This window comes from Williamsia sp. 1135, from assembly GCF_002095395.1.
Lineage (GTDB): Bacteria > Actinomycetota > Actinomycetes > Mycobacteriales > Mycobacteriaceae > Williamsia.
The window spans coordinates 111175-126262 of sequence record NZ_MJEI01000103.1 but is presented as its reverse complement, the minus strand read 5'-3'; the positions used below and the strand labels follow the sequence as shown (position 1 = coordinate 126262).

The following is a 15088-nucleotide window of genomic DNA, read 5'->3' as shown; positions in this document are numbered from 1 at the left end:
CTTGGAATCACAGCGATCTGAACCCTGGGAACCCGGCGCGGGAGCCACCCACACTGGGTCCGACTCTGCATTCAACCGAAAGGCTCGCCTGTGTCACTGCATTTCCACTGGTTCCTGCCGACGTACGGCGACTCACGGAATCTGATGGCTGGTGGTCACGGATCGAACATGTCCGGTGATCGCCCCGCTGACCTGCGATATCTGAACCAGCTGGCCGGGGCCGCCGAGGTGAACGGCTTCGAGGCCGTCCTCACACCCACCGGGCTCTGGTGCGAAGACGCCTGGCTCTCGACCGCGATGCTTCTCGAGACAACCGACACCCTGAAGTTCTTGGTGGCGCTGCGTCCAGGACTGACCAGCCCGACGCTCGCGGCGCAGATGGCGTCGACGTATCAGTGGCAGTCGAAAGGCCGTCTGCTCCTCAACGTGGTCACCGGGGGCGAGTCCTCCGAGCAACGAGCCTTCGGCGACTTCTTGTCCAAGGAAGCGCGATACGAGCGCTGTGGCGAGTTCCTCGACATCATCCGGCAGCTCTGGACCCGGGAGGATCCCGTCGACTTCGTCGGCCGCCATCTACGTGTGGAGGGTGCCCAACTGGCTCGTAAGCCGGATCCGCTGCCTCCCGTGTTCTTCGGTGGCTCATCGCCCGCAGCCGGCACCGTTGCTTCGAAGTACGCCGACACCTATCTGACGTGGGGCGAAAAGCCCGACGCCGTCGCCGAGAAGCTGAACTGGATCCGTGGTCTGGCAGCCGCAGAGGGACGTGACCTGACGTACGGCATCCGGCTGCACGTCATCTCGCGCGACACTGCCGAGCAGGCCTGGGCCGAAGCAGACAGGCTCATCGGGGCCCTGGACCCGCAGTTGGTGGCAAATGCGCAGCAGAACCTGGCCAAGTCGGAGTCCGAGGGACAACGGCGGATGCGCGAGTTGCACGGCGGCGGGAGCGCTTTCAGCGCCGACACCGATGCCCGGTCACTCGAGATCTATCCGAACCTGTGGACGGGTGTCGGATTGGTCCGCGGTGGCGCAGGGACTGCACTCGTCGGATCGCACGATGAGGTCGCCGATCGGATCGCGGAGTACGCCGAGCTCGGACTCGACCACTTCATCCTGTCCGGTTACCCACACGTCGAGGAGGCCTATCACTTCGGGGAGGGAGTGCGGCCAAGACTGATCCAGCGTGGACTCCTCGACGCCGACGACCGGGCAGCCGAGCCCGTCCGCGGCGCCTTCCTGCCTTCACTCAAACCCGCCAGCGCTTCCTGATCAGCGCCAAACACTCTGGAGCACAACCATGACCACTGAAAAGGTCTCAGACGAGATCAAGTTCGCCTACTGGGTACCCAACGTCAGCGGCGGGCTGGTGACCAGCGAGATCGAGCAGCGGACCAGCTGGGACTTCGAGTACAACAAGAAGCTGGCCCAGACCGCGGAGAAGGTCGGCTTCGAGTACGCACTCTCCCAGGTGCGCTACATAGCGTCGTACGGCGCAGAGTTCCAGCACGAGTCGACGTCGTTCAGCCTGGCCCTGCTCGGTGCGACCGAGAAGCTGAAGGTCATCGCCGCGATCCATCCGGGACTCTGGCATCCGGCGGTACTCGCCAAGTTCGGCGCCACGGCAGACCATCTCTCGAACGGACGGTTCGCGATCAATGTGGTGTCGGGCTGGTTCTCCGGCGAATTCAGGGCACTCGGAGAGCCGTGGCTCGAACACGACGAAAGATACCGTCGGAGTGCGGAGTTCATCGACGTGATCCGGAAGATCTGGACCGAGGACAACGTCGAATTCGCCGGCGACTTCTATCGGATCCGCGACTTCACCCTCAAGCCCAAGCCGCTGAACACCCCCGAACGCCCCAATCCGGAGATCTTCCAGGGTGGCAACTCGACGGCCGCTCGCAACAACGGTGGCCGGTTCTCGGACTGGTACTTCTCCAACGGCAAGGACTTCGACGGGGTCACCGAACAGGTCGACGACCTGCGGGCGGTGGCTCGGGCACACAATCGCGAGGTCAAGTTCGGCCTGAACGGTTTCATCATCGCGCGCGACACCGAGGCCGAGGCCCGCGACACCCTCCGGGAGATCATCGAGAAGGCTAACCGCCCGGCGGTGGAGGGCTTCAGGGACTCCGTCCAGCAGGCCGGCGCATCCACGTCCGATGGCAAGGGCATGTGGGCAGACTCGAAGTTCGAAGATCTCGTCCAGTACAACGACGGCTTCAAGACCCAGCTGATCGGTACCCCTGAGCAGATCGCCGAGCGCATAGTCGCCTACAAACGCCTCGGCGTCGACCTCATCCTCGGCGGATTCCTGCACTTCCAGGAAGAGATCGAGTACTTCGGTGCCAAAGTTCTGCCGCTCGTTCGCGAACTGGAGGCGGCCGATACCGCAGCCGGCGTCAGGGCACCGTGAGCACTGCGATCGCAGCACATATCGACTCCGCGGGGCAGGCGCTCTCGGTCGCCCGTGACCTCGCGCAGCACTTCGCCACCGGGGCCGCGGCACGCGATCGCGATCGCAAGCTCCCCTACAAGGAGATCGACCACCTCTCGGCCAGCGGCCTGCTGGCGATCACGGTGCCTGCCCGGTTCGGCGGTGCCGATCTCGCTCCGAGTGTGGTCGCCGAGGTCGTCCGGATCCTGGCCACCGCCGACCCCAACATCGCGCAGATCCCGCACAGCCATTTCGTGTACCTGAATCTGCTCCGGCTGGCGGCCGAGCCAACCCAACAGCGCGAACTCTTCGAAGACGTGCTGGGCGGCAGCCGAATTGCCAATGCGCAGTCTGAACGAGGCGGCAAAACCGTTGCCGAGATCGCGACCACGATCCGCCCCCACAGCGGCGGCCTGCGACTGGACGGTTCGAAGTTCTACTGCACGGGTTCGCTGTACGCACACACGCTTGCAGTGTTGACGCGACTGGACGATCCGGAGGGCAAAACCGGCCTGCCCGACGGTGAATACGTCGCGTTCATTCCCGCGGATGCAGCCGGTGTCCGCATCGTCGACGACTGGAATGGCATCGGGCAGCGCACCACCGGCAGTGGCACGATCACGTTCGAGGGTGTGTCGGTCCGCGGCGATCAACTGGTTGCCAGAGCCAAAGCCGTGGGTGCACCGAGCGGGTACGGCGCCTTCGCACAGCTGCTGCACGTCGCCATCGATGCAGGTATTGCTCGCGGAGCCCTTTCTGCCGCAGTGGAGTTCGCGCGCACCAAGAGCCGCGCATGGTTCGAGGCAGGCGTCGACAAGGCCATCGACGACCCGCTGCTGATCCAGCGCTTCGGGGAACTCGCGGTCGAGGTGACCACCGCCGAAGCAACCCTGACCGCTGCGGGAACTGCGGTTGATGCCACGTTCAACACCCCGGCACGCGGTGCGGCACAAGCGGCAGCCGCAGCGTCGATCGCCGTGGCCACCGCCAAGATCGTCGCCGATCGCGCAGCCAACGATGTCTCCTCGGCACTGTTCGAGGTGTCGGGAACCCGAAGCGCGGGAGCAGATCTCGGGCTCGATCATTTCTGGCGAAACGCGCGCACCCACACCCTGCACGATCCGGTGCGGTGGAAGTACCAGCACATCGGTCGCGCTCTGCTTCACAAGTCGGCGCCGCCCACGCACGGCGTCATCTGAGGAAGATCCACACACCGAGAACGGCCACCCGCAGACACGGGTGGCCGTTCTTGACGAATGACGCGGGTCAGCGCGCGGCGGCCTGCCTGAGCTGAGCCTTGGTGGTCTCCGGGGCGACGGTCTTCAAAGCGACGGTCAGCGTGTTACCGGGGCCTGAAACCAGCGAGTTCAGCACCGGGCCGACCAGATTTCCGCACCCGGTGAAGGCCGGGATCGGATAGGTGCCGCTCAGCGTGGTGTCCAGCGAGGTGCCGCTCAGGTCGATCGTGCCCGCGAGATCAGCCGTCGTCACCGACGTCTCGCAGTGTGCGCCGGCGGGCAGCAGGTTCAAGTTCGCCGATCCGGTGTCGAGACCGAGCGGCTGAATGCTGTTGATCTTCACCTTGAAGCTCTGCTGAGCCTTGAGCGCCACGGTCGTGAAGTCTTCGGCGAACTTCACCGTCCCCGTCACCGGTGATGGATCCACTATCGAGAGCGTGACGGTGGCCAGGTTGAGAGAGCCCAGCTTCAGATCGGTCGTGGTCGTGGGAAGGTTCAGTTCACCCGTCAGCGTTCCCGTCGAGAAATCTTCGGTACTGAGCACACTGGTGAGACCGGTGGCCGGGAAAGTGACCTTCTGGTTCAGCTTCTTCAGCACCGTCGTGGTGTTTGCGGTGTAGTCGATAGGCAGGTCAAAGGCATTCGCCGGACCGGCGACCGCCAGTCCGACCGCGAGTGTGGTTGCCATTGCCGCCACCGTGGAGAGAGCGCGGGTTTGCTCGCGCTAGCTCGGCTCGTCGGGTTTCTTCGCCTTTTCAAAAGTCACCGTGACCTGCTCGAAGCCCTTGGCCCGCTGAGCCTTCGCCTGCCGGGTGTAGGCCGTGCGGTCGCCCTGCGTCAGTTCGACCTCGTCGGTGAACGGCGTCAGCAGCGCGCGTGGATAGAGTCTGTGCACCCGGACTGCATTGATCTCAGCGGTGAGGACCACCGCGGCCGCCGCGAGGTAGAAGTACGCGAGCAGACCGAGAACCACCGCGAAAACGCTGTTGGTGGTGCTGGCGTTCTTGACGACCTGGGTCACGTAAAAAGTTCCGAAGGTCTGCAGCAACTGCCACAAGATCGCCATCACGATGGCCCCGGGCAGGACGTCGCGGTAGCTCACCGTGTTGGTGGTGCTGAGTTTGTAGGCGACCATGAAGACCGCAGAGTTGACGACCACCGCCGTGATCCCGATGGCCCAGGTGTCCCAGGGTCCCAAGAGTCCCCAGAGGCCGCCGTACGTCGACAACACGGTCGTCCCGACGAGGGTGAGGGCGAGGACCGTCAGCAGGAGCAGACTGCGCAGCCGGGAGAAGATCGGATTGGGGCGCTTGTTTCGCGGCACCGCCCAGACCGTGTTCATCGCGTTCTGCGCGGCCTGACCTGCGCCGGAGGCACCATACAGAGCGCCGAGGAGTCCGATGACCACACCCCAGATCCCGCCGCTCAGCTCCTGCGGTTGACCGAGTTGGTCTCCGATGACCGGGAACTGACTCAGCGTCGAGTTCAGCACCCGTTCCTGAAGTCCCGGATTGCCGTCCAGCACGATGCCGACGCCGGTGGTCAGCAAGAGCAGCAATGGGAACAGCGCAAGGAATGCGTAGTAGGTCATCAGGACCGCGAGATAGCCGCCCTGATCGTCGGCGTACTTGTAGATCACGGCGATACCGAATCCGAGGACAGGGTGCTTGCGCTGCAGCTTGTCCAAACGCTCGATCATCGATGGCACCCCAGTCGTCCGGTGGGCGCCGTCACTGGTTGAGCGCTGGGCGATAACGCTACCCGAGCCCGCCGGGATCGAGCCGATCGAGCAGCCCTTGCGCATCATAGGGCGCTCGGACCTTCGCGTCGTTGTCGAAATAGACGTACACGTCGCCTCCGGCCGAGCGTTCACGGAACCTGACCGCCCAGGCGTCGAGCGCCTCGTCTGTGTAGCCGCTGGTGTAGAGCTCCTGGTCGCCGTGCAGCCGCGCATAGGAGAAGTCTGCGGTCATCTCGTCGATGACCGGGAACTTACCCGCCGAGTCAGCGAGCACCAGAGCAATATCGCGCTCTCGCAACAACTCTGGCAGTTGCGGGTCCATGAAGCTCGGGTGGCGGACCTCGAGCGCATGCCGCACCGGGCGGTCTGCATCGGTGGTCGTCCAGGCCCGCCCCGCAATGTGGTCGCTGTGACCCTCGGACATGGTCGCCGCTGCAGCAGTCGTCCGGGGTAGCAGCTCCGCGAAGTCTGCCAGCGCGGCAGCGTCGAACGGCAGGTTCGGCGGGAGCTGCCAGAGGATCGGGCCGAGTTTCGGACCGAGGGCGAGAACACCGGAGGCGAGGAACGTGGCGAGAGGCTCCGCGACGGCGACCAACCGCTTCATGTGGGTGATGAACCGTGGCCCCTTCACCGAGAACACGAAGTCGTCGGGGGTCTGCTCGGCCCATTTGAGGTAGCTCGCCGGTTTCTGCAACGCATAGAACGACCCGTTGAGCTCCACTGAATTGAGGTGCCGCGAGAGGTACTCCAGTTCGCGCCGCTGCGCGAGACCCTCCGGATAGAAGGTCTTGCGCCACGGCGGGTACACCCACCCTGAGGTGCCGACTCGGATCACACCTCAACCTGTACACCACGACAGAATGGGGCGATGACCGAACTCGATGACGCCCTGTTGCTGCGTCGCGCCGTCGCCCTCGCCTGGTCGTCGAGGAACGCGGGCAATCACCCCTTCGGCGCGCTGCTCGTCACGGCCGACGGGTACGTGGCCCTCGAGGCCCAGAACACCGTCGTCACCGGATCCGATGCCACCGGCCACGCCGAGACCAACCTCGTGCGCCTGGCCTCGTCGACGTTCAGACGTGGCGAACTCGCCGATATGACCCTGTACACCTCCACCGAACCCTGTGCGATGTGCTCGGGCGCCGTCTACTGGTCTGGGATCGGCACCGTCGTCTATGCCCTCGCCGAGTCAGCGCTGGCAGAGTTGACGGGTGCGGACGAAGAGAATCCGACGATGACGTTGCCGTGCCGGGACGTCTTCGCTGCAGGCCAGCGGCCCACGATCGTGCGTGGGCCGATTCATCTTCCCGAGGCCGCAGCCGTGCACGAGGGATTCTGGACGAGCTGAGTCCCCCATCCACACTTTCTCTCGCTGTTGTCCGCCCCCCGGCGTAATCTGTCCCCCATGACTGTCGAGGCAACGGCCGATCCTGACTTCCTGGAAGTGACCGAACCGTACCGCCGAGAACTGCTCGCCCACTGTTACCGGATGATGGGCTCTCATCACGATGCCGAAGACCTCCTGCAGGAGACCTACATCCGGGCGTGGCGCGGATACGCACGGTTCGACGGCCGCGCCTCGGTCCGGACCTGGCTGTACAAGATCGCGACCAACACCTGTCTGACGGCACTGGGGTCCAAGCAGCGTCGCCCGTTGCCATCCGGCCTCGGCGGCGATTCCTACGATCCCGAGGCGCCGCTTCTGCAAGACCACGAGGTCCCTTGGCTCGAGCCGTTCGCAGACTCCGATGAGTCACTTGCTGAGACGTCCGACCCGGCCACGATCGTCGGGTCCCGTGAATCCATCCGTCTCGCGTTCATCGCCGCCCTGCAACATCTGCCCGAACGCCAGCGCGCCGTGATCATCCTCCGAGATGTGTTGCAATGGCGAGCAAACGAGGTCGCCGACACCCTCGGCCTGACCACCGCCACCGTCAACAGCCTGCTGCAGCGCGCGCGGGCGCAGCTCAAAGAAATTGCTCCCGAGCGCGATTCGGTGTCCGAACCGCAAGACGCTGCCCAGAAAGAGTTGCTGCAAAAGTGGGTCGAGGCGTTTCAGTCGTACGACATCGACGCAATCGTGCAGCTCTTCACCGACAAGGCGATCTGGGAGATGCCGCCGTTCACCGGTTGGTACCAGGGCGCCGAGGCCATCGGACGCCTCATCCGCGGCAATTGCCCGGCGGAAAAGGCGGACGACATGTTGCTGTTGCCCGCCACTGCAAACGGCCAGCCGGCGTTCGGTCTGTACATGCGTGAGCCCGACGGGGTGCACCGGCCGTTCCAGCTGCAGGTTCTCGACGTCACCGGAGACGGCGTGGCCCATGTTGTGGCCTTCTTCTCCGACACCATGGTCGAGGATTTCGCCCGGTTCGGGTTGCCGGCGACCGCGACCCTGCCTGCAACCGGCGAACCGGTTCAGCCGGCGATGGCCGACTGATCCATCCAGGTGACCTCCCAGACGTGACCGTCGAGGTCGCGGAAGCTCCGGCCGTACATGAAGCCGTGGTCCTGAGCGTCTTGCCAGGCCGACCCACCGATCTCGAGGGCCTTGTCAGCGATCTTGTCGACTTCCTCGCGGGACTCCGCCGAGACCGCGATCAGCACCTCGCGCTCCTTGCTCGTGTCGGTGATGCCGCCGGTGATGAAGTCCTGAAAGCGCGCCGGTGTCATCAACATCGCGAAGGTCTGGTCGTTGATGATGAGGCACAGCGTGTTCTCGTCGCTGAACGTCTCGTTGAACTCGAAGCCCAGCTCGGTGAAGAACGTCCGGGTAGCGGGGATGTCAGAGGCAGTGGTGTTCAGGAACATCATGCGGGACATGGCAGTAACTCCATTTCGTGGTGCTGTTTGTGTTGTCACCCTTTCAGACCGGGGTGGCCACCGAAAGTAATCGGACATCGAAGTTCACACTTTCGCCCGATGCCGGAAGCCTCCACGTCACGGATCATCGCGGTATGAGTTCCGCAGGTGTGCCGGGTCAGACCTCGGACTGGGAGTCTCTGACCGCGCGCCGCGCCTGGATGCCCGGTGCCGTACGCGAGACCCTCGAGGCCGACCCGCACCCGCTGACCGGCAAGCGCACCAAGCGCGACGTCACGATCGATGTACTGATGGTCGCCCTGTCACTGACGATCGGCATCGTCGCCATCTGGGGGCGCTTCGGCAACTGGGGTCCCCTGCTCGCAGCCGACATCGTCGTGGGGGTCCTGGGCTGCGGGGCCCTGATCTGGCGGCGCCGCTGGCCGCTGGCGATCGCCCTGATCCTGACCCTCCTCTCGGGCGTCGCGTCTTTCATCGGCGGTGCCGCACTGCTGGCCTTGTTCTCGCTGGCCGTGCACAAGCCGCTGCGTTACTCGATGTCGATCGGTGCGCTCGGTATCTGCGCGTCGATGTCGAACTTCTTCCTCTACCCCGACGCCCAGACCGACGTCTGGTACGCGGTGTTGTTGTACTCGATCCTCGTCACGGCGGTGGCCGTCGGATGGGGAACGATGGTCCGCAATCGTCGCCAGTTGTTGATCTCGCTCGCCGAATTGGCGCGCAACGTGGAATCGGAGCAGCGCGAGCGGATCGCTGCCGCCAGGGCCACCGAGCGGGAGCGGCTGGCCCGTGAGATGCATGACGTGCTGGCCCATCGCATGAGTCTGTTGTCCGTGCACGCCGGCGCTCTCGAATTCCGCGAGGATGCCTCCCAGGAAGAGGTCCGCCGGGCCGCCGGGGTGATCCGGGCGGGGGTACACCAAATGCTGGTCGACCTGCGCGATGTCATCGGCATGCTGCGGGAGGAGACCGATGACCTCGCCTCCCCGATGCGAACACTGGCGTTCGTCGACGAATTGTTCGCCGAGACCGAGCTCGCGGGCAGCCCCATCAGGGCCACCATCGAGGTCGACGACCTCGACGAGGTGCCCGGGGTCATCAGCCGCGCCGCGTACCGCATCGTGCAGGAGGGGCTGACCAACGCGCGTAAGCACGCGGGCGAGGTGACCATCACCGTGATCATCAGCGGCGCCCCGGGACAAGGATTGACCATCTGCATCCGTCAGCCACTCAACCCTGTTGCAGCCATGCACAACTCCATACCGGGCACCGGTTCGGGACTGGTCGGTTTGCGAGAACGCGTCACCCTCGCCGGTGGCGAGATGGAACATGGTGTGAAGGAGCGAAACTTCGTGTTGACGGCGCGACTGCCCTGGGAGACCGAATGTCCGAGGTGACCACAGAGATCCGACTGCTGTTGGTCGACGACGAGTGGCTGGTGCGCGCGGGCCTGCGCACGATGCTGACCGGCCAGCCCGACATCGACATCGTGGGTGAGGCGTCCGACGGCTCGGCGGTGCGCGAGAAGGTCGCCGAGACCGGGGCCAACCTGGTCCTCATGGACATCAGGATGCCGAAGGTCAACGGCCTTGTGGCCACCGAGGCGCTCCGCGCCCTGCCCGATCCCCCGCATGTGGTCATGCTCACCACCTTCGACACAGACGATCTGGTGTTGCGTTCGCTGCAGGCCGGGGCCAGCGGCTTCCTGCTCAAGGACACCCCGCCTGCCGACCTGATCGCGGCGTTGCGCAAGGTGGTGGCGGGCGAACCGATTCTGTCTCCGGCCATCACGCGCAAACTCATCGTCCGCTTCACCGAACCCGGTGAACGAAAGTCGAAGGCAGACACCCAGTTCGATCAGCTCACCCCGGGCGAGCAGCGCGTGGCGGTCGCCGTCGCCCAGGGCAACTCCAACTCCGCCATCGCCGAGGATCTGTTCGTCTCGGTGGCAACGGTCAAGAGCCACATCTCCCACATCCTCGACAAGCTCGGGTTCAACAACCGGGTCCAGATCGCTCTGCTGGTCCACGACGCCCGGCCCGGAGAGGTGCCCTGACCTCGATCATCAGAGGCCGGGGAATGAACTCCCGACCGCACGAGTTGGCCGGAGGAGTGTGTTTTCCACGACGTAAGGGGTCACCAGAGTGAAGATCGGAATCATCGGCGCAGGATTCATCGGCGGAACGCTGACGCGTCGACTGACACAATTGGGGCATGAAGTGCGGGTGTCCAATTCGCGCGATCCCCAGACGCTCGCAGAGCTGGCCACCGAGACCGGCGCGCAGGCCGTCTGGGCGAAAGACGCCGCGGACGATGCCGACCTGGTCATCGTCAGCATTCCGCAGAAGAACACCCCGGACCTGGCCAAGGGGATCCTCTCGGCGCGCAAGCCCGGTGCACCGGTGATCGAGACCAACAATTACTACCCGCAGCAGCGCGACGGCAAGATTGCCGCCATCGAGGACGGAACACCCGAAAGCGCCTGGGTTTCAGAACTTCTCGACGCTCCCGTCTACAAGGTCTTCAACGGGATCTACTGGAAGCACCTGCTGGAGAAGGGCACCGAGGCCGGGACCGAGGGCCGAATCGCGCTGCCCGTCGCCGGCGACGACGAGGACGGCAAGAAGATCGTCTCGGCCATCGTCGACGAACTCGGTTTCGACCCCGTCGATGCCGGCACCATCGCCGAGTCGTGGCGCCAGCAGCCCGGAACTCCCTCGTACGGCAAAGATTTCACTGCGGCCAAGCTCACAGAGGCGCTGGCCGAGGCCACCCCGGAACGCACCGCGGAGTGGAAGGCCTGACCTACCTTTCGTACGCAAACCCACCCGTTCCGGTCACATCCAGGGGTCGCAGACCCGTGGGTCTGACCGGAACGGGTGGGTTTGTCATCTCTAGGTGAGGACGAGCGCGATGCTCTCGACGAGTACCCCGACCAGGTCGTCGACGGAATCGGCGCCGAGCGCGCCCACCATCTCGTCGGAGCGCATGCTGATGACCGATTCCACGAGCCGGAACGGAACGTGCCTACGCGGGTCGGACTGATCACCGAGGACCTCACCGGCCAGTTGCGCATAGACGCGCGCCAGGTCGGTGCGCGCCTGTCGGAACTCGGCGAATCGCTGCGTGCGCAGTTCGGGAAGTAGATAGAGCGCGCCGAGATTCCAGCGCGACGCTGCGAGCTGCCCGGCGTCGAAACCCGCCAGCTCCTGGAGCCGGGCCAGCGTCGGACCGTCGGCTGCCGCAACCTCGCGCGCCTTCTCGAGCGGCACCACGACGGTGTCCTTGAGCAGGGACTCGAGGATGTCGTCTTTCGTCTTGAAGTGGTGATAGAGCGACGCCTGCCGGATCCCCACGGCCTCGGCGATCATCCTGGTGGACGTACCCGCGTAGCCACGCGTGGTGAACAGCTCCGCAGCGGCGTCCCTGATCTCCTCGCGAGCAGTGGCACCACGACGTCGTTGCTCCACCAATCGAGGGCGTCCTGGGCCTGCCGCAACATGAGTCACAAATACTGACCTTACTGTCATCGACGCACCATTGATGGCGTCCGCGCCGGTCAGCGAGCCCCTGACCTGCACTGAGTGCGTTCTCGGAAACACACTTGTTTCACGCGTTTGCGAGCCGGAAACAAACCTGTCACTCGACAGAAATAGCTACGCGGTTATCTATCACCTGACAGATACCAGGGCTCATGGGCCCCTTAGCAGGAAGATCTCCCATGACCGCAACCGCGCAACCCCCCACCGCACCAGTGAGCGGCGGTGCCGGACCAACGCCGGACGCCGACGACCTCTCCGAGTTCGGCTACACCCAGCAGCTCCATCGCTCGCTGGGAACCTTCGCGTCGTTTGCGGCGGGTTTCTCGTTCGTCTCCATCCTGACCACGATCTTCCAGCTGTTCGGTCTCGGCTTTTCGTTCGGCGGTCCGGCGTTCTTCTGGACCTGGCCGATCGTCTATGTCGGCCAGTTCCTGGTCGCCCTCTGCTTCGCCGAGATCGCAGCACGCTATCCGATCTCCGGTGCGATCTACCAGTGGTCGCGGCGCATGGGCGGTGAGGTCATCGGCTGGTTCGGTGGCTGGTTCATGATGCTCGCCCAGATCGTCACCGCATCCGCGGCGGCCATCGCACTCCAGGTGGTCATGCCCTCGATCTGGGACGGATTCCAGATCATCGGCGACGACGCTGCACTGACCAGCACCAGCGGCGCCGCCAACGCGGTCCTCCTCGGGTCAATCCTGCTGGTCATCACGACCTTCATCAACTGCATCGGCGTCAACTGGATGAGCCGGATCAACAACATCGGCGTCACCTGCGAGATCGTCGGCGTGACCGCGGTCATCCTGGCGCTGTTCACCCACGCCGAGCGCGGTCCCGACGTCGTCTTCGACACCGGACTTCCCGGCCAACAACCCGGCTACATCTGGGCTTTCATCGTCTCCGGTCTGATGGCCGCATACGTGATGGTCGGCTTCGGCTCCGCCGGCGAACTCGCCGAGGAGACAAAGAACCCTCGCCGCGTCGCACCGCGCACCATCCGCCTGGCCCTGACCGCATCGGCAATCGGCGGCGGTTTGATGCTGCTCGGCGCACTCATGGCCGCACCGAGTCTCGGTGAAGAACTGGCCGTCGGCGGACTTCCGTACGTCCTCGACTCCGTGCTCGGATCCTTCTGGGGCAAGGTCCTGCTCTGTGACGTCGTAGTGGCGATCTTCATCTGCACCTTGGCAATACAGACCGCGTGCTCACGATTGATGTTCTCGATGGCCCGCGACAACCGGCTGCCCGCGTCGAAACTCCTGAGCCACGTGAACGCGCGGACCGGAACCCCCATCGCACCGTCGGTGCTGATCGGTGTCCTGTGCATCGGCGTCCTCGTCGTCAACATCGGCAACTCGGCGATCTTCGCGACCCTCGCCAGCGTCTGCATCATCCTGATCTACCTCGCGTATCTCTCGGTCACCGGCCCGATGCTCTGGCGCCGGCTCAAGGGCTGGCCTGGCAACACCACCAGCGCTGTCGACGCCGAAGGAAAGAAGCTGTTCACGTTGGGCCGCTTCGGGATTCCGCTCAACATCCTGGCGGTTGTATACGGACTGCTGATGGTGGTCAACCTGGCCTGGCCACGCGCGGAGATCTTCGACCCCGCCGGCGAGATGCCCATCCTCAAGTGGGCAGGCCCGATCTGCATCGTGGCGTCGATCCTCATCGGCATCGCCTGCTTCCCCCACGGCAAGAAGCACCCGATGCCCGTGAAGGTGTTCACGCCGGCAGCAGCCGACAAATAGTCACTCCCCGATTTCGAAAGGACAACCCGGCCATGACGATGACGTCCACCGGAACCACCGCAGGAGCCCGTGAGCACGCTCGAGCCCAAGCCGCCGCCATCACCGACACGATGCCCGTCGTACCGGCGTCGGCCTGGCCGGATCTGCCCGACGATGTTGTCGCGCAGGACATGACGTGGGCCGAGACGGTGCCCGGTGGGCGTTACACCAGCAAAGTGCTCGCCCGTGGCACCAGGCTCCGGCTTCGCGATATCGCCGGGAACGGGTGCGCCAACGTGCTGCTCTGGCGCGCTGACGCCCCGTGGGAACGGCTCAACGTCGCGGACACCGTGAAGGTCCCCTGGCAGGCGTACCTCGGCGCCGGCCATCCCCTGCTCAGCGATCAGGGTCGGGTCCTGGCCACCATCGTCGCCGATGACTCCGGCCATCACGACGCGCTCTGCGGAACCAGCACGCTGGCAGGCAACACCGCGAAATATGGTGCCGGTGAGGTCTACTCGCAGACACCTGCCGGCCGGGAGCTGTTCCTGCTCGCCGCCGCGAAACACGGCCTGCGCGCCACCGATGTCGCTCCGTCCCTGTCGTTCTTCCACGGCATCGTGGTCGAGTCCGACGGATCCCTGACCTCGAAGGGATCGGCGGGGTTGGACAAGCACGTGGACCTGCTTCTCCATCTGCCGTGCACGGTCGCGATCGTGAACACCGCACACCCCCTCGACCCCTCCCCCGGGTTCGATGTGGGTCCGGTGGAGGTCCTCGCGTGGCGGGCACCCGGCGATCTCGAGACCCTGCTCGACGATCTACCCGACACCGACCCGGAATACCAGCGTGCGGCTCTCAACTCCGAGGATGTCTGGGCCGCAGCACACTTCGAGAGGAACGCGTGATGAGCACGGCGACAACGGCCTCGGCCGCAGAACTGGCCCTGGTTGCCGGTGAGGTGATCGGAGACCACGAGATCGGCGCCCGCGCGCCATGGTCTGGTGTGGTCGAAGCCGGGGACGTCCTCACGATCGTCGATCTGTACGGCAACCAGGCCGTCGACACCCTGTTCTTCGGCGGCCGCGATCACTCCATCCGTTATTCCGCACAGGCGACCATCGCCGCCCAGGGAAACATCTTCCTGACCACCGGATCGGTGATCCGAGATCAGGATTCGGCCCCGCTGATGACGATCGTGGCCGACGAAGTCGGCAACCACGACACCCTCGGCGGTGCGTGCTCACAGGAGTCGAACACGCTGCGATACGGCCACCACACCAAACACCAGCACGCGTGTGTGGAGAACTTCCTCATCGGCGGCGCCCCGCACGGCCTGGGCAAGGCCGACATGGTCGGGAACGTCAACTTCTTCATGAACGTGCCCGTCGACCCTGACGGTTCCCTCGGCATCGTCGACGGACTGTCCGCGCCCGGCAAACGCCTGGCGCTGCGAGCTGAGGTGGACACACTGGTCCTCATCTCCAACTGCCCGCAGATCAACAACCCCTGCAACGGTTTCGACCCCACCCCGGTACGTGTCATCGTGACCCGGCCCGGCGTCAGCGAGGTCTGATCAC

Annotated in this window: 16 protein-coding genes; 11 read left to right on the top strand and 5 right to left on the bottom strand. The window is 64.8% G+C overall.

Annotation, left to right across the window (positions count from 1 at the left end; genetic code table 11):
* Positions 1-90: 90 nt before the first annotated feature.
* The 3 genes from BFL43_RS21950 to BFL43_RS21940 are packed head-to-tail and all read left to right on the top strand — an operon-like array spanning position 91 to position 3636.
* Entirely contained in the window at positions 91-1269 is a 1179-nt protein-coding gene (locus tag BFL43_RS21950; protein ID WP_084894747.1) for an LLM class flavin-dependent oxidoreductase, read from the top strand.
* 28 nt (positions 1270-1297) lie between these two features.
* Positions 1298-2416, top strand: coding sequence for a dimethylsulfone monooxygenase SfnG (gene sfnG, locus BFL43_RS21945; RefSeq protein ID WP_084894745.1), 1119 nt, complete (start codon positions 1298-1300; stop codon positions 2414-2416).
* Complete coding sequence (locus tag BFL43_RS21940) at positions 2413-3636, top strand: SfnB family sulfur acquisition oxidoreductase (RefSeq protein WP_084894743.1); 1224 nt, start codon at positions 2413-2415, stop codon at positions 3634-3636. Before sfnG ends, BFL43_RS21940 begins: the two co-directional genes overlap by 4 nt.
* Before the next feature lie 67 nt (positions 3637-3703).
* On the opposite strand, the gene BFL43_RS21935 is transcribed toward BFL43_RS21940, so the two are convergent.
* From BFL43_RS21935 to BFL43_RS21925, 3 genes are read right to left on the bottom strand one after another with little or no spacing between them, the layout of a single operon-like run.
* The gene (locus BFL43_RS21935) at positions 3704-4363 is read right to left on the bottom strand and encodes a hypothetical protein (protein ID WP_084894741.1); all 660 of its coding nucleotides are present in this window, start codon (positions 4361-4363) and stop codon (positions 3704-3706) included.
* 36 nt (positions 4364-4399) lie between these two features.
* Positions 4400-5374, bottom strand: coding sequence for a YhjD/YihY/BrkB family envelope integrity protein (locus tag BFL43_RS21930; RefSeq protein ID WP_084894872.1), 975 nt, complete (start codon positions 5372-5374; stop codon positions 4400-4402).
* 58 nt (positions 5375-5432) lie between these two features.
* The gene (locus BFL43_RS21925; RefSeq protein WP_084894739.1) at positions 5433-6251 is read right to left on the bottom strand and encodes a DUF72 domain-containing protein; all 819 of its coding nucleotides are present in this window, start codon (positions 6249-6251) and stop codon (positions 5433-5435) included.
* A 33-nt stretch (positions 6252-6284) separates the two neighbouring features.
* Between BFL43_RS21925 and BFL43_RS21920 the strand changes: the two genes are divergently transcribed.
* Complete coding sequence (locus BFL43_RS21920) at positions 6285-6764, top strand: nucleoside deaminase (protein WP_084894737.1); 480 nt, start codon at positions 6285-6287, stop codon at positions 6762-6764.
* A 57-nt stretch (positions 6765-6821) separates the two neighbouring features.
* On the top strand, positions 6822-7856 hold the full coding sequence (locus tag BFL43_RS21915) for a sigma-70 family RNA polymerase sigma factor (protein WP_084894735.1): 1035 nt from the start codon (positions 6822-6824) through the stop codon (positions 7854-7856).
* Here the strand turns inward: BFL43_RS21915 and BFL43_RS21910 are convergent.
* Positions 7835-8239, bottom strand: a complete 405-nt coding sequence (locus BFL43_RS21910; RefSeq protein WP_084894733.1) for a VOC family protein — start codon at positions 8237-8239, stop codon at positions 7835-7837. The two genes, BFL43_RS21915 and BFL43_RS21910, sit on opposite strands and share 22 nt — an antisense overlap.
* Positions 8240-8373: 134 nt before the next feature.
* On the opposite strand from BFL43_RS21910, the gene BFL43_RS21905 reads away from it, so the two are divergent.
* The 3 genes from BFL43_RS21905 (at position 8374) to BFL43_RS21895 (ending at position 11043) form a co-directional block, all read left to right on the top strand.
* The gene (locus BFL43_RS21905) at positions 8374-9636 is read left to right on the top strand and encodes a histidine kinase (protein WP_143695457.1); all 1263 of its coding nucleotides are present in this window, start codon (positions 8374-8376) and stop codon (positions 9634-9636) included.
* A complete protein-coding gene (locus BFL43_RS21900; RefSeq protein ID WP_084894729.1) occupies positions 9624-10295 on the top strand; it encodes a response regulator transcription factor in 672 nt (223 codons plus the stop codon). The genes BFL43_RS21905 and BFL43_RS21900 overlap by 13 nt, the downstream gene beginning before the upstream one ends.
* Positions 10296-10383: 88 nt before the next feature.
* Positions 10384-11043, top strand: coding sequence for an NAD(P)-binding domain-containing protein (locus BFL43_RS21895; protein ID WP_084894727.1), 660 nt, complete (start codon positions 10384-10386; stop codon positions 11041-11043).
* A 90-nt stretch (positions 11044-11133) separates the two neighbouring features.
* On the opposite strand, the gene BFL43_RS21890 is transcribed toward BFL43_RS21895, so the two are convergent.
* The gene (locus BFL43_RS21890; RefSeq protein WP_084894870.1) at positions 11134-11769 is read right to left on the bottom strand and encodes a TetR/AcrR family transcriptional regulator; all 636 of its coding nucleotides are present in this window, start codon (positions 11767-11769) and stop codon (positions 11134-11136) included.
* A 191-nt stretch (positions 11770-11960) separates the two neighbouring features.
* On the opposite strand from BFL43_RS21890, the gene BFL43_RS21885 reads away from it, so the two are divergent.
* From BFL43_RS21885 to BFL43_RS21875, 3 genes are read left to right on the top strand one after another with little or no spacing between them, the layout of a single operon-like run.
* A complete protein-coding gene (locus BFL43_RS21885) occupies positions 11961-13529 on the top strand; it encodes an amino acid permease (RefSeq protein WP_084894725.1) in 1569 nt (522 codons plus the stop codon).
* Positions 13530-13561: 32 nt separating this feature from the next.
* Positions 13562-14416 (top strand): urea amidolyase associated protein UAAP1, encoded by an 855-nt coding sequence (locus BFL43_RS21880; RefSeq protein ID WP_084894723.1) that lies wholly within the window; start codon positions 13562-13564, stop codon positions 14414-14416.
* Positions 14416-15084: an urea amidolyase associated protein UAAP2 gene (locus BFL43_RS21875; RefSeq protein WP_084894721.1), complete on the top strand. Its 669-nt coding sequence runs from the start codon at positions 14416-14418 to the stop codon at positions 15082-15084. Before BFL43_RS21880 ends, BFL43_RS21875 begins: the two co-directional genes overlap by 1 nt.
* Positions 15085-15088: the final 4 nt, after the last annotated feature.

What these genes read in the sequence shown, in the direction of transcription:
- sfnG (WP_084894745.1), top strand. Translation starts at nt 1,298, where the DNA reads ATGACCACTGAAAAGGTCTCAGACGAGATCAAGTTCGCCTACTGGGTA.
- BFL43_RS21920 (WP_084894737.1), top strand. Translation starts at nt 6,285, where the DNA reads ATGACCGAACTCGATGACGCCCTGTTGCTGCGTCGCGCCGTCGCCCTC.
- BFL43_RS21890 (WP_084894870.1), bottom strand. Translation starts at nt 11,769, where the DNA reads ATGACAGTAAGGTCAGTATTTGTGACTCATGTTGCGGCAGGCCCAGGA.
- BFL43_RS21910 (WP_084894733.1), bottom strand. Translation starts at nt 8,239, where the DNA reads ATGTCCCGCATGATGTTCCTGAACACCACTGCCTCTGACATCCCCGCT.
- BFL43_RS21915 (WP_084894735.1), top strand. Translation starts at nt 6,822, where the DNA reads ATGACTGTCGAGGCAACGGCCGATCCTGACTTCCTGGAAGTGACCGAA.
- BFL43_RS21880 (WP_084894723.1), top strand. Translation starts at nt 13,562, where the DNA reads ATGACGATGACGTCCACCGGAACCACCGCAGGAGCCCGTGAGCACGCT.
- BFL43_RS21905 (WP_143695457.1), top strand. Translation starts at nt 8,374, where the DNA reads ATGAGTTCCGCAGGTGTGCCGGGTCAGACCTCGGACTGGGAGTCTCTG.
- BFL43_RS21935 (WP_084894741.1), bottom strand. Translation starts at nt 4,363, where the DNA reads ATGGCAACCACACTCGCGGTCGGACTGGCGGTCGCCGGTCCGGCGAAT.
- BFL43_RS21930 (WP_084894872.1), bottom strand. Translation starts at nt 5,374, where the DNA reads ATGATCGAGCGTTTGGACAAGCTGCAGCGCAAGCACCCTGTCCTCGGA.
- BFL43_RS21875 (WP_084894721.1), top strand. Translation starts at nt 14,416, where the DNA reads ATGAGCACGGCGACAACGGCCTCGGCCGCAGAACTGGCCCTGGTTGCC.
- BFL43_RS21885 (WP_084894725.1), top strand. Translation starts at nt 11,961, where the DNA reads ATGACCGCAACCGCGCAACCCCCCACCGCACCAGTGAGCGGCGGTGCC.
- BFL43_RS21900 (WP_084894729.1), top strand. Translation starts at nt 9,624, where the DNA reads ATGTCCGAGGTGACCACAGAGATCCGACTGCTGTTGGTCGACGACGAG.